The sequence below is a fragment of the Sphingobium sp. TomTYG74 genome (assembly GCF_055393875.1).
Window position 1 is genome coordinate 855,918 of record NZ_AP027341.1, and the last position, 13,730, is coordinate 869,647.

Below are 13,730 nucleotides of genomic sequence, written 5' to 3' on the forward strand. Positions count from 1 at the left end.
GACCCGAGCCGGGTGGCCCGGCACCATGGCGGCGGATCGAAGGCTGCAGGCAGGGCAGAATGGAAGCATTTATCGAAAGCTGGACCGCGCGTCACGGCGCCACGCGCGACCAGTTACTGCCCCTTCTGCATGCGGTGCAGAACGAGGCGGGTTATATCGACGATGCGCAGGTCCCGCTAATTGCGCAGGCGTTGAACCTCACCCGCGCGGACGTGCATGGCGTCATCACCTTCTACCATGATTTTCGGCGTGTTCCGCCCGGCCGCCACATTGTGAAGCTTTGCCGCGCGGAAAGCTGTCAGTCACGCGGCGGCGCGGCGGTAGAACGTCAGGCGGCGCAAATTCTGGGCGTCGCCATGGGCGAAACGCGGGCGGACGGCCAGCTAAGCCTGGAGCCTGTCTATTGCCTGGGCCTTTGCGCGATCGGGCCGAACGCGCTGGTGGACGGCCGGCCGGTTGCAGGGATCGATGCCAAAGCCCTGGAGCGGATCGCGGCGGAGATGGCGGCATGAGCCGGGTCTTTATCAGCCGAGATATGGCTTCCGTCGCGCTCGGCGCTGACGAAGTCGCGCGCGGCTTCGCGCAGGCAGGGTGCGAAGTGGTGCGCACGGGATCGCGCGGCTTGTTTTCCATCGAGCCATTGGTCGAAGTGGAAACGGATGCAGGCCGCATCGGTTACGGTCCGGTCGGGCCACAGGATGTCGCGGCGGTGCTGGACGGCACACATCCTGCCAGGCTCGGCAAGGTGGACGATTTGCCCTTCTTCGCTGGTCAGCAGCGCTTTACCTTCGCACGGTGCGGCATCATCGATCCGCTTAGCCTTACCAACTATGCCGCCCATGATGGTTGGAAGGGGCTGGAAAAGGCTCGCGCCATGCCCCCCCAGCAAGTGGTCGACGCGGTAAAGGCGTCGGGGCTGCGCGGACGCGGCGGCGCCGGTTTCCCGACCGGGATCAAATGGCAGACGGTGCTGGATGCGCCGGGCGTCCCCAAGTTCATCGTCTGCAATGCCGATGAAGGCGACAGCGGCACCTTTGCGGATCGGATGCTGATGGAGGGCGATCCCTTCTGCCTGATCGAAGGGATGGCGATCGCCGCCCATGCCGTCGGCGCGGCCCATGGCTATATCTATATTCGCAGCGAATATCCCTATAGCATCGCCACCATGCGCGCGGCGATCGACGCCAGCGCGCATCTCATCGCGCCTTTCACGCTGGAGGTGCGCGAGGGCGCGGGCGCCTATGTCTGCGGCGAGGAAACAGCGCTGCTCGACAGTATCGAGGGCAAACGCGGACAGGTGCGGGCAAAGCCGCCGCTCCCGGCTTTGCAGGGGCTGTTTGGTCAACCCACAGTCATCAACAATGTGCTGTCGCTGGCTGCGGTGCCCTTCATCCTGGCAGAGGGGCCGGACGCCTATGCGGCGGTTGGTTTTGGCCGCTCGCGCGGAACCATGCCGGTGCAGCTCGCAGGCAACGTAAAGCATGGCGGCCTTTATGAGATCGGCTTTGGCATAACATTGGCAGAGTTGGTGAACCAGATTGGCGGCGGCACGGCGAGCGGTCGCCCCGTTCGCGCGGTGCAGGTGGGTGGCCCCCTTGGCGCTTACTTCCCGCCATCGATGTTCCATCTGCCGTTCGACTATGAAACCTTTGCGCAAGCTGGCGGGCTGATCGGCCATGCGGGCATCACCGTCTTCGATGACAGCGTCGATATGGCGCATATGGCGCGTTTTGCCATGGAGTTCTGTTCGGTCGAAAGCTGCGGCAAATGTACGCCGTGCCGGATTGGATCGACACGCGGGGTGGAGATCATGGATCGGATCATCGCGACACGAAACGATGCACCCGTAACGGCGAGTGATGCTTCCGACAGCTATCTCGGCAAGGCGCTCTATTCCCGGTCTCCGGCGCGGATCGATACCTCGCTGGAGGCGCAAGCCGTGCTGCTGCGCGACCTGGCCGACACCATGAAATATGGCTCACTCTGCGCGCTCGGTGGTTTCACCCCCTATCCCGTGCTGAGCGCGCTCGACCATTTCCCCGAAGACTTTGGCGCGCCTGCGTCTACCAAGGAAGCTGCGGAATGACCTTCACCCGCGAAGCCGATCATGGCACCCCGCCAGCCCTCACCACGGGCAAGCCCGTCACGCTCACCATTGACGGCCAAAGCGTCACCATGCCCGAGGGCACGAGCATCATGCGCGCCGCCTCGCTCACCGGTTGCTCCATTCCAAAGCTATGCGCGACCGACAATCTAGAGAGTTTCGGCTCCTGCCGCCTATGCCTGGTCGAAGTAGAGGGGCGCAGCGGCTATCCCGCATCCTGCACCACCCCCATCGCCGAAGGCATGGTGGTTCGCACCCAAAGCGATCGGCTGAAGCAGCTCCGCCGGGGGGTGATGGAACTTTATATCTCCGACCATCCACTCGACTGCCTGACCTGCGCGGCCAATGGCGACTGCGAATTGCAGGATCAAGCCGGTGCGGTGGGACTGCGCGAGGTCCGCTATGGCTATGACGGCGCGACCAATATGGGGCAGGCCAAGGACCAGTCGAACCCCTATTTCGACTTCGATCCCAGCAAATGCATAGTCTGCTCCCGCTGCGTGCGCGCCTGTGAAGAGGTGCAGGGCACCTTCGCGCTGACGATTGAGGATAAGGGCTTTGGATCGAAAGTCTCGGCGTCGCAGGGCGAGGATTTCCTTGGCTCCGAATGCGTATCCTGCGGCGCCTGTGTGCAAGCCTGTCCCACCGCCTCGCTAATCGAAAAGAAGGTGGTTGAGGTCGGCACGCCCGACCGGGCCGTCGTCACTACCTGCGCCTATTGCGGCGTCGGCTGCACCTTCCGCGCGGAAATGCGGGGCGAGGAGCTGATACGCATGGTGCCGTGGAAAGAGGGCAAGGCCAATCGCGGCCATAGCTGCGTCAAGGGCCGGTTCGCCTGGGGCTATGCCCAGCATCAGGACCGTATCCTCAACCCCATGATCCGCACGTCCGTGGACCAGCCCTGGCGCGAGGTATCGTGGGACGAAGCAATCGCCCACACGGCAGCGGAGTTCCGCCGGATCCAGGCCAAATATGGCACGCGTTCCATCGGCGGCATCACATCAAGCCGCTGCACCAATGAGGAAACCTTCCTAGTCCAGAAGCTGATCCGCCAGGGTTTCGGCAACAATAATGTCGATACCTGCGCCCGCGTCTGCCACTCGCCGACCGGCTATGGCCTCAGTACGACCTTCGGCACCTCAGCCGGGACGCAGGATTTCGACAGCGTGATGCAGTCCGACGTGATCCTCGTCATCGGCGCCAACCCGACTGACGGCCACCCGGTCTTTGCCTCGCGCATGAAGAAGCGTTTGCGGCAGGGCGCCAAGCTGATCGTCATCGACCCGCGTCGCATCGACATAGTGAAGTCCCCGCATGTCGAGGCGGAACATCATCTGCCGCTGCGCCCGGGCACCAACGTCGCCATGCTGACGGCTCTCGCTCATGTCGTCGTGACCGAAAAGCTGTACGATGAAGCTTTCATTCGCGCGCGCTGCGATTGGGACGAATTTGCCGAATGGGCCGAGTTCGTGTCACAGCCAGCCCGTTCTCCCGAAGCGATCGAACCGCTGACAGGAGTAAAGGCGGAGGAGGTCCGCGCCGCCGCTCGCCTCTACGCCACCGGAGGCAACGGCGCGATCTATTACGGCCTCGGCGTCACGGAACATAGCCAGGGCAGCTCGACCGTCATGGCGATCGCCAACCTCGCGATGGCGACCGGCAATGTCGGGCGTGAGGGCGTGGGCGTGAATCCGCTGCGGGGGCAGAATAATGTGCAGGGCGCCTGTGACATGGGCAGCTTCCCGCACGAATTTTCCGGTTATCGCCACGTTTCCGACGATGCCACCCGCGCGCTGTTCGAACAAAGCTGGGGCGTGGCGCTGGACCCCGAACCGGGGCTTCGCATCCCCAACATGCTGGATGCGGCGACCGACGGCACCTTCAAGGGCATTTTCATCCAGGGCGAAGACATTCTCCAGTCCGACCCCAATACGCACCATGTCGCGGCCGGGCTGGCGGCGATGGAGTGCGTCGTGGTGCAGGACCTCTTCCTCAACGAGACCGCCAATTACGCCCATGTCTTCCTGCCCGGCTCCACCTTCCTGGAAAAGGACGGGACCTTCACCAATGCCGAACGGCGCATTCAGCGCGTGCGCAAGGTGATGACGCCACTCAACGGCTATGAAGATTGGGAGATCGTGCAACTGGTCGCCAACGCCATGGGGCTGGACTGGACCTACAGCCACCCGGCGCAGATCATGGATGAAATCGCCGCGCTCACCCCGACCTTCGCGGGCGTGCATTATGACCGCCTGGACGCGGAAGGGTCGCTGCAATGGCCCGCGAACGACCGGGCTCCCCACGGCACGCCGACCATGCATATTGACGGTTTCGTGCGGGGCAGGGGCAAGTTCGTCGTCACCGACTATGTGCCGACCGATGAAAAGACCGGCCCGCGCTTCCCGCTATTGCTGACCACAGGGCGCATCCTTAGCCAATATAATGTCGGCGCGCAGACCCGCCGCACCGCCAATGCTGCCTGGCATCCCGAAGATCGACTGGAAATCCATCCCAGCGACGCGGAAAACAGGGGCCTTAAGGACGGTGATTGGGTAACGCTCCGCAGCAGGGCAGGGGAAACCACCCTGCGAGCGCTGGTGACCGAACGCGTCGCGCCGGGCGTTGTCTATACGACCTTCCACCATCCCGAAACGCAGGCGAACGTCATCACCACCGACTATTCGGACTGGGCCACCAATTGCCCGGAATATAAGGTGACGGCGGTGCAGGTGTCCGCGTCCAATGGTCCCAGCGACTGGCAGAAAAGCTATGACGCGCAAGCACGGCGCAGTCGGCGCATCGACATGATCCACGCAGCGGAATGACGGCATGACTGAAGACCAATCGATGATGTCCAATCAGGACCGGCTGGTCTATATGGCCAACCAGATCGCCAGAAATTTCATGACGATGGGCGAAGAGAAAGCGGCACAGGCCGTCGCTGACCACATCGCCAAATTCTGGGAACCGCGAATGCGGACGCAGATATTCGCTCTGCATGAGAAGGGGGTGGCGTCATTCGTCCCGGCTGCCGCCAGGGCGATCACCCTGTTGCGCGCCGCAGGTTCCTGATCAATCCAGACCGCTGATATAGACAGCGACACCGCCCACCGGTTTCTCCTCTTCAGCCAGTTTGATCGGGGGCAATTAGCGCCCTCGCAGCCTTCGCCAACCCGCCTAAATCAGCCCGGCTTCGCGTCGGGCACTCCCGCGAGAACCATCCAATGCAGGAATTGCTTGCCGAACGGTGTAATCTTCACCGTTGGTGGCTCCGAACCTTCAACCAACGCCACGTACGCTGCGTCTATTAAAAATTGCCCCCATTGATCGAACGTACGGTCCTTGTGCATTGCTTCCCAAGCAGGATTTGTTCGCACGGTTTCGTAGAACGCTTCGAACTCACTCACCGCGCCAGTCCCGACGACATTCAAGGTTTTGAGTGCTTGGATTTGCGAACCGAATATCACGCGATAATTCGTCTCGTGAATGCGCGTCGCTTCACTTACGGAGCGCTGGCGGATCGCCCAAGCGAGCTTGACGTTATCGCCACCTTGAACGTGCTGTTCCAATACAGTTGCCAACTGCCCGTCGAGAATGTCAAACACGGGGTCGGGCGGCGGAAGATTGTTCGTGTCGGCAAGCGCTGGAAGCGAAGCAGTCGCAGAGCCTTCGGCTGACTGCCGCTGCGAAATCGCATCACTCGCCGTAAAATCCGCCGTACCGCCAAACCCGCTAAGTTGCCGCACACGGCCGATCATGGCTTTAACTGGCTCACGGAAGATCCATGTAATCACGCCTACGGCAATGGGCCACGACGCGTTCGAAAGAGGGTCAAGAACTGTTTTCGCGCCTTCGAAAACGACCGGCCAATCAACGCCCATACCACCCCTCGAATGAATAAAATTTCACCCTATATACCGTACAAACGCGAGGCGCATATGTCGGGGTGGAAACAGCGTTTCATTCCACAAAGCCTTTTTCGCCGATTTAGCCGCTGGATTGTGGGTTGAGCTGCAATCTCTTTAAAAGATACAGCAAAATCAATCCATCAATAGCAAAAATGGCGGACAGGGTGGGATTCGAACCCACGGTGAGCGTAAACCCACGGCGGTTTTCAAGTTTGGGACACCCGACCCGGCAGTAACCTGTAGTGGCACGCAGACGCCTTAAAACGCCTTATGAATCAATAATATAACCTCCTTGCAGCCTCGTGGCAGCACGTCGTAGCACTGTGCCGCGTGCTAGAAATGCGCTAGAAGGAGGTCATATGGTGAAGCTCACCAAGGCGTTTATCGACAAGGTTCAAGCCCCGGAGAAGGGTTATCAGGTCCATTGGGACGAGGCGGTGAAGGGCTATGGGTTGCGGGTGGCTCCACCCCCAGCACCGGGGAAGCCGCCGCGCCGGGTGTTCATCGTCATGGGAAGGGTTGCCGGTAAGTCGATCCAATTCACTATTGGCGCATACGGCACCTACACCGAGGACGCTGCGCGCAAGCGGGCGCAGAAGCTGTTGCAGGACATGCGCGAGGGAATCGACCCGCGCGATGCCAAGAAGCACGACGCCGCCGTGGCGGTGACACTCCGCGATGTGGCTGACGCCTACAAGGACCGACCGGGCAAGTTGAAGGGTTCGAGCGCAGACGTGATCGAGCGCCATGTGACGACCACGTTTGAGGCGTGGCTGTCCAAGCCCATCGCGTCCATCAGCGAGGACGATGTGCGGAAGCGCTATCGCGACATGCTGACGAAGGGCTTGCGCGGGAAGGCAGGGGCACCGGGCCAAGCGAATCAAGGATTTGCAGTGCTTCGCGCTCTGATTAACTTCGCCAGCCGTCGCTATCGGCGTTCGGACGGCTCGCCCGTCATCACGCACAACCCTGTCGGGGCGCTCAAGGACGATTGGATTCAGTTGAAGCCGCGCACCAGTCGCGTGCCCGACCCCAAGGTTGGCGCGGTATGGAACGCACTGGAACAGTGGCGCGGCGAGACCCACAACCGCGAGACCCTCGCTGCCATCGACCTGTCGATGTTCTTGCTGCTGACCGGGTGCCGCCTCAAGGAAGCCGCCTCGCTCACATGGGATCGCGTTAATCTGGAGGAAGGTTGGTTCCATCTGCCCGACCCAAAGAACCGTAATCCGGTGTGGCTCCCGCTGTCGTCGCAAGCGGTTTCGCTGCTGGAATCACGGGCAAGGGTAGAAGGCAATCCGCATGTGTTCGCCTCGTGGTCGCGATCGGGCCACATCATCGACCCGCGCGACACGCGCCGGAAGATCAGCGAGGTCGCCGGGACCAAAGTCACGAACCACGATCTACGACGCACCTACATCACCATCGGCGTTGCAAACTGCGCCGTGGACTTCACGAAGATTGAGTTGCTGACGAACCACATTCCGAACAGTTCCGTCACCGCCAAGCACTATCTTGAAACCTCACGCCTGCAATATCTCAAGCCCGAAACCCAGCGCATTGCGGATTGGATCGAGGAGCAGGCGGAGAAGGCGAATGGCGCGAACGTCGTAGCACTGCGGGCCTGATTGGCTATTGCTCTGATCGGATAGGTTTCGCGCCGTTCGCACTTACTTCTTGGGGGGCGGCGGAGGGGGTGGCGGTGCCGCCGGTGCTCGTGGTGCCGGGATCACTCCGCTTGCTGGTTTGGATATGCCTCCGTGCGCTGGCGCTCGCGGGGGCGGCACTGCTCCCCGTCTCTCGTAATTCGGCGGTATCGGAGGGCTTGGTTTGTCGGACATCGGCATGAACCACATTTGCAGTGACGAACGAGAACAAACATAGAAGGGCGACAGGAAAAGACCAGAGCGCTGTTGCATTAAGCCACTCACAAATGCGGTCGTTCGGTGGATCGGGATCATTCAATGCCGCTCGGCGTGCGTCGATAGCCTTACGGGCCGCGCCAAAGCTAAAGGTGAGTGCGAGAAGGCCCACGACGTCAGCGGACCAGCCTAGGATCAATGCCGGTCGCCAAATCGCTTCTGTTATTGGCGCAACGTCGCCTACGAATGATACAGATGCCGCAAACAAAGCGGTGTGCGCCAAGGCTATGAAGGCATCTCGCCCAGCTTCATTTTGTGCGTGCGCGGCATCCAGTGCCTGCCTTTCGTGATTGAAGTCATCCAATGATCGTCCGCTCATGTCTAATATCTATACGCAAAGACGATCTGAGCCTACCGCCCCGCGCATATTGAATTGGAAAACGCGAAAGCGATTGGCGCAGATGAACTGCCCTCGCAGATAACTGGGGCCACGTAGACTCGCGCACAGCCTTGGCCGGCAAGGGGAGCCGGTGTACGGCGGCACGGTGCTGATCGCCCCCAGCAGGCGACGCTGGGCCGTTGTGTGCGGCGGTCGCATATCGGTGCAGCTAAGCCGTGACATTCGCAGGCTAATCTCGCAATGTGGGAGAGACTTGGGGGGGCATAAATGTTCAATCTGATTATGCGCTGGTTTGAGTGGGGCGATAATACCGGGACGCTCCCTTTGAGCCGGATGTTTGAATATACCGATGAGCGTATTGCCGATCAGTTCCGTGACGGTGGTAATCCTGCCCTCGACCGACTCACCCGATTGCCATGCTTATTCATGAATGAAGGCAACGAAGAGCAGGTCTGTCACGTTGGTTCAATCACACGGGCGCGTATCGCCAACCGCGAGATTCATTTTGAATATGCGCTAGATGCCGATGTGCCGCCATTGCAGAACAGTTTGATCTGGGCGAACCGCAACGCACTGGATATGCCTCACGACTTTGAGTTTTCGCGCAATCATTGGGCAGTGAAGGAGGTGGACCTCTACCGTTTTCTTCTTCGCAATGTCCGACCGCGCCGCCAACGCCCGACGGTGTTTCAAATTGCCGAACATGAGAATATTGAACCGACGCTTGCGTCCGCAATGATGCCCTTTGATGCCGGATTTAACGATGTCTATGCGGTGATCCAGCTTGCCGCTGACAATGCGGGCCTACGCTGCCGTCGAGCAGATGACATTTGGGAAAACCCGGCGATTATCCAAGACGTGGTATCGCTCATCGACCGCTCTCGCGTGGTGATCTGCGACTGCTCGGGCCGAAATCCGAACGTGTTTTATGAGGCAGGTATTGCTCACACGCTGGGGCGAGAGGTCATCCTCATCACGCAGAGCGAGCATGATATTCCGTTCGATCTTCGTCACCTGCGATATATCCGATATTTGAACAACGCGGAGGGACGAGCAGCCTTGGCGAACGCTCTGCAAGGTCGAATGGAAACTATTCTAGGACATTGATAATTGATCGTCCCGGCGACGAAAATAAACAAGGCAAACGGGGTTGCGCGACTGGCTGCCGGTAGCATAAGGTTTTCACCGTTACCTACAGGTGACAGCGCCGCACTGGGGCGTACCCACGAGGAAAATTCCAGAGACGCAAGCCGGTGAGGCGCAAGGGTGAAAGCCCCCTAGGCCCCGGACACCCCCGATGCCGACTGGGGCAGGTGACGACACAAAACTCGGAGGCATGACGGACCTGCCATTGGCGGGATGCGCGGAGTTGCGTGTATGTCTGACCTGTCTTTCGAGCAGCTTTGCGAGCTGTTCAATTATACGCCCAAAGGGCGTCCCCTCGATCCCAAGGAATGCGCCAAACTTATCGGCGTGTCGGTCGATACCCTCGAAGGCTACCGAGGGCGCGGTATTCCCCTCCGTCATTTCGCCCCGCCCGGAACTCGTATCGTCCGGTATGCTGAACGCGACGTGCTGGCATGGCTGGCGACCGGGGCGCGATACAGCACCAGCGAGCAAATCGCCGCCTGACCCTTTCCTCATGAATAGCGGCAGGACCGGGCGTTCACCATGTCCTGCCGCCGGAGTATCACCGTGCACAGCAGCGTAACAGAAAGCGGCGATAGGTCGCAAACATCAACGTGTTTCGAACTATTCGAGAAATTCGCGCCGCGTAAAAATTTGCCGGATGCAGGCGGCGTTGCGCGAAAATCCCATCCTACCCCCACCGGCAGGGAGGCCCGTCATGATTGATTGGCCTCGTATTCCCGCAGAGCTTCGCGAACGCTCGCAATGGTGTTTGGCAGGGCAGAACAAGCGTCCCCTGACAGCGGATGGTCGCCCTGCCAGCGTTACCGATCCTGCCACATGGACGGATTTCGACACCGCCAGCCGCAGTGCGGTCGCGCGAGGTTGCGGCATTGGATATGTGCAGACGGCGGACGATCCATATTCGTGCATCGACATGGACGTTAAGGATGGAACGTCGCGCGAGGCACTTGATCGCTACCAGTCCATCATCGACCGGTTCGACAGTTACACCGAACATTCCCAATCCGGGCGCGGCTTCCATGTTTGGGTGAGGGGTAAGATCGGCGATGGCAAGCGCCGCGATGGGGTGGAGGTGTTCGCAAGCGCGCTTCATGATCTGCACGGGCAATGTCGTGCGGGATCAGCCTATCGCGGAACGCCAGGCGCTGCTCACCAACATGGTCTCACTGATGACACCGGAAGCTCCCTCCAAGATTGCGCTTTGGGGCGAAGATCATGCGGATTGGAGCGCCGCAGCACGCGCCGCAGAGGACGGCGGAGAACTGGGGCGCTTGTTCGGCGGGGACTGGGAGGGACGCTATCCTTCGCAATCGGAGGCAGACTTGGCCCTTATCAAGCTGCTCGTGCCGCTCACCGAATCCCCCGGCGAATGCTGGGGAACGTTTCGCGTATCAAAGCTTGGCGAACGGAAGAAGGCTAAGCGAATCGACTACGCGCAATCCACAATGGCATTGGCGATGCAACACCTCGCCAACGACGCTGCAAGCATACAGCACGGGCAAGCGATGGCGGCGGGATTGCTGTGGCAGGGACCGCCACCGCATAGCCAGCGCCATTTCAGCCTGCTCAGCGATGGAGATTTGGACCGTCTCCCCCAATTGCGATGGCTGGTGAAGCGCATCATTCCCGATGCCGGTATCGGTGCGATTTATGGTGACTCTGGCACCTTCAAATCTTTCCTCACTCTCGACTTGATGGCCCACATCTCGAACGGAAACGAGTGGTTCGGCAATCGGGTGCGGGCTGCTCCCGCCGTCTATGTCCCATTCGAAGGGCAAGGTGGCATCCCCAATCGCGTGAAAGCATGGCGGCTGGCGCAGGCTGCACGGCAGAACCCGGAAATGTTGTTTTCGGTTATCCCGCCCGATGACGTGCGAACCAACATTTCGGTCATCATGGAACCGATCAATCTGCGCGAGCAGGTGGACCGGGACACCTTGGTCGCGACGTTGACGGAGCAGGGCTGGGCTGGCGGGGTGTTGTGCATTGACACGCTCGCGCACGCTTCGGCAGGCATTGACGAGAATAGCAGCGCGATGGCGGAGATGATCAGCATTTTCCGCGACCTGCAATTGCGGCTTGGCGGCGTCGTCTTGCTGATCCATCACAGTGGCAAAGACAGTTCGCGCGGGATGCGCGGCTGGTCCGGCCTCCATGCGGCGATGGACTTTGTGATTGAGTGTCAGCGCGACAAGGACGACCCAGCGCTCGCGGCTGAATTTGTCCTCGCGAAGGTGAAGGACGGCAGCACCGGCGCTCGAACGCGGTTCCGGCTGGAAGTGGTCCAGATCGGAATGGACGAGGACGGTGACTATATGTCGTCGCTCGTTGTTGCTCCCATGCCAGCGGAAGAAGCGTCTGGCGCTGACCACCCGTTCAAACAGGACAGGAGTGCCGAGGACGCGGAGGACGAGCAGTTTGTTTGGGAATGGGTGAAGCGCGCGGTCGAGAACGGCGAATATCCCAGCGGCAGGTCGCTGGAAGGGCAGCGCGCCAACCAGATGAACCAAGAGCGCAAGCTCACGCAGGTCAGGCTTCGCGACGCGATCCACAGGCTGCGGGCGGCAAGTCGTCTGGTAGATGCCGACGAGAAGGCACCCTCGGGGAACGTCTATCTGGTGACACAATGAGGGGCGTTGCCACGCGCCCCGGGTGCGTTGAGGGCGCGTTATCCCGTTCTAACGCTCCCCGAACCCCACAAGGGCCAGCAGCACCCCGCAGGGTGCGTAGCTGGGTTACCCCTTTAGGGGCAACGCACCTTTTTCAACGCGCATCAGCCACCGGCATTCACGCGAAAATTGCCCCCAGTTTGTGGGGAGGTGCGTTGCGCACGCCACAAGTTGCCGCACAGGCCGACAGCGCCGGGCGCTGGGGCGCTAAACATGGGTTGCCGCCCCGTACACATACCCATGCCGCGAGCCAGCGCTGTAATCGCCCCATTTCGCCGCTGCGCCATGCGCCAACTTCTGGATGCAGCGGTGGGTATCTAAATCAACATAAAAGAAACACGAAATTATGCCTACAAGCGATTGATAGATATGACTAATGCAGAAATTAACACATTAACGCCGGATCGCTGATCTGCACAACTTGGCCTATTCAGAAACAGCCTTGAGCAATTCGGCTGGTTCCGTGCCAAGCGCCGTTGCGATCCTGACCAGAACCAGAACGGACGGATTGCGCTTTCCGCGTTCTATGCCGCCGACATAGGTCAGGTCGATCTCCGCCGCGAATGCCAGTTGCTCTTGCGTCATATCGGCGCGCTGGCGGAATCGCCGCACATTCTTCCCAACAATGGCGCGCCAGTCGTCCATCTGACGATGGAAGGCGATCGGGTATATATTCTCTAGGGAATATAGTCCCTATTAACCTGTCAGGGCTATTTGGAGGTTATGCCAGACGAAGGAGAATGCCATGGCGACCGCCGCGTTCAGGGACACCAGAGCCAATATATCCCACACAATCGAGTTTCGTTCCTCGACAAAAGCCTTTTTGCTCAAGTCAGCAACCGGCTGGTTTATGATCGCGATAACGCTACTTACCATGGGTGGGGCGGGGATTGTGACGCTTCCAATTCTCGCCTTGAAGGCACTGACCAATCGCACCAGCCTTTATTGGCTGGAAGGTGACCGCCTTTTCATGCGGCGCGGTATTCTCATGCGCAGCGAGGAGGAAATCGAACTCTACCGGATCAAGGACATCAAGGCTCATTTCTCGCTGGTGCAGCAATTCTTCGGCAATGGCGATCTTTCGATCATCTCATCCGATGCGACAGGGGTCGGCGAAGGGCGGAGAACGACCTTTCGAATCGGCAACGTCGAAGATGCCCGATCACTGCGGGAGGAGCTGCGCTCCCGTGTGGAAGCTGCTCGCCGGCGCGTAGGAGTGCGTGAATATGACGTTGCGTAACTACCGCCATATGCGAACGCTTGGGAAGCTGGTCAGCGTCGGGGTTTTGCTTGCCGGAAGCATGGCGCTGACCGCTCCGGCATCCGCGCAAGGTCTATTCGGTCCCGGCAAATTCAAGATCGAGCAAACGGACGACCGATTCTCGGATGCCCCGACGATCACGTTCATGGGGTTGAACAATCGTATTTCGAAAAAGTCCCCGGCCGGGGGAATCTACATCAACGGGCAGGGACTCTACCTTGAGCCGTTAGTGATGCGGAATCGAGCGGATGGAAAAATCGCAAGGGTCGGCTTCTTCTTCCACAATGAGACGGAAATAGACACCACCTACGGATCGCCCAACAGTAAGCGCGAGAACCTCCCCACATTTTCGTAGGCGCTGATCTGGCTATGTT

12 protein-coding genes are annotated in these 13,730 nt (G+C 60.1%); 10 read left to right on the forward strand and 2 right to left on the reverse strand.

All coding sequences use genetic code 11. The features are described 5' to 3' along the window. The first annotated feature begins 59 nt into the window (after positions 1 to 59). From ACZ5TB_RS04370 to ACZ5TB_RS04385, 4 genes are read left to right on the forward strand one after another with little or no spacing between them, the layout of a single operon-like run. The gene (locus ACZ5TB_RS04370; protein ID WP_464792149.1) at positions 60 to 512 is read left to right on the forward strand and encodes an NAD(P)H-dependent oxidoreductase subunit E; all 453 of its coding nucleotides are present in this window, start codon (positions 60 to 62) and stop codon (positions 510 to 512) included. Continuing rightward, complete coding sequence (locus ACZ5TB_RS04375) at positions 509 to 2,086, forward strand: formate dehydrogenase beta subunit (protein WP_464792150.1); 1,578 nt, start codon at positions 509 to 511, stop codon at positions 2,084 to 2,086. The genes ACZ5TB_RS04370 and ACZ5TB_RS04375 overlap by 4 nt, the downstream gene beginning before the upstream one ends. Next, positions 2,083 to 4,929 (forward strand): formate dehydrogenase subunit alpha, encoded by a 2,847-nt coding sequence (fdhF, locus tag ACZ5TB_RS04380; RefSeq protein WP_464792151.1) that lies wholly within the window; start codon positions 2,083 to 2,085, stop codon positions 4,927 to 4,929. The genes ACZ5TB_RS04375 and fdhF overlap by 4 nt, the downstream gene beginning before the upstream one ends. A gap of 4 nt (positions 4,930 to 4,933) precedes the next feature. Then, positions 4,934 to 5,176: a formate dehydrogenase subunit delta gene (locus ACZ5TB_RS04385; protein WP_464792152.1), complete on the forward strand. Its 243-nt coding sequence runs from the start codon at positions 4,934 to 4,936 to the stop codon at positions 5,174 to 5,176. Between the two features lie 110 nt (positions 5,177 to 5,286). Here the strand turns inward: ACZ5TB_RS04385 and ACZ5TB_RS04390 are convergent, their stop codons facing one another. Beyond that, positions 5,287 to 5,985 carry a hypothetical protein gene (locus ACZ5TB_RS04390; RefSeq protein WP_464792153.1) on the reverse strand — a complete coding sequence of 233 codons (699 nt, stop codon included), beginning with the start codon at positions 5,983 to 5,985 and terminating at the stop codon, positions 5,287 to 5,289. 386 nt (positions 5,986 to 6,371) lie between these two features. Between ACZ5TB_RS04390 and ACZ5TB_RS04395 the strand changes: the two genes are divergently transcribed. The 4 genes from ACZ5TB_RS04395 (at position 6,372) to ACZ5TB_RS04410 (ending at position 12,056) form a co-directional block, all read left to right on the forward strand. After that, entirely contained in the window at positions 6,372 to 7,640 is a 1,269-nt protein-coding gene (locus tag ACZ5TB_RS04395; protein ID WP_464792154.1) for a tyrosine-type recombinase/integrase, read from the forward strand. A gap of 901 nt (positions 7,641 to 8,541) precedes the next feature. Next, positions 8,542 to 9,381: a hypothetical protein gene (locus ACZ5TB_RS04400; RefSeq protein WP_464792155.1), complete on the forward strand. Its 840-nt coding sequence runs from the start codon at positions 8,542 to 8,544 to the stop codon at positions 9,379 to 9,381. Between the two features lie 270 nt (positions 9,382 to 9,651). After that, on the forward strand, positions 9,652 to 9,906 hold the full coding sequence (locus ACZ5TB_RS04405; protein ID WP_286710968.1) for a helix-turn-helix transcriptional regulator: 255 nt from the start codon (positions 9,652 to 9,654) through the stop codon (positions 9,904 to 9,906). A 611-nt stretch (positions 9,907 to 10,517) separates the two neighbouring features. Continuing rightward, complete coding sequence (locus ACZ5TB_RS04410) at positions 10,518 to 12,056, forward strand: AAA family ATPase (RefSeq protein ID WP_464792156.1); 1,539 nt, start codon at positions 10,518 to 10,520, stop codon at positions 12,054 to 12,056. 465 nt (positions 12,057 to 12,521) lie between these two features. Here the strand turns inward: ACZ5TB_RS04410 and ACZ5TB_RS04415 are convergent, their stop codons facing one another. After that, a complete protein-coding gene (locus ACZ5TB_RS04415) occupies positions 12,522 to 12,740 on the reverse strand; it encodes a helix-turn-helix domain-containing protein (protein ID WP_464792157.1) in 219 nt (72 codons plus the stop codon). Positions 12,741 to 12,840: 100 nt separating this feature from the next. Here ACZ5TB_RS04415 and ACZ5TB_RS04420 point away from each other — a divergent pair, with 100 nt between their 5' ends. Continuing rightward, on the forward strand, positions 12,841 to 13,335 hold the full coding sequence (locus ACZ5TB_RS04420; protein ID WP_464792158.1) for a PH domain-containing protein: 495 nt from the start codon (positions 12,841 to 12,843) through the stop codon (positions 13,333 to 13,335). Next, positions 13,322 to 13,711, forward strand: coding sequence for a hypothetical protein (locus ACZ5TB_RS04425; protein ID WP_464792159.1), 390 nt, complete (start codon positions 13,322 to 13,324; stop codon positions 13,709 to 13,711). The genes ACZ5TB_RS04420 and ACZ5TB_RS04425 overlap by 14 nt, the downstream gene beginning before the upstream one ends. Positions 13,712 to 13,730 lie beyond the last annotated feature (19 nt).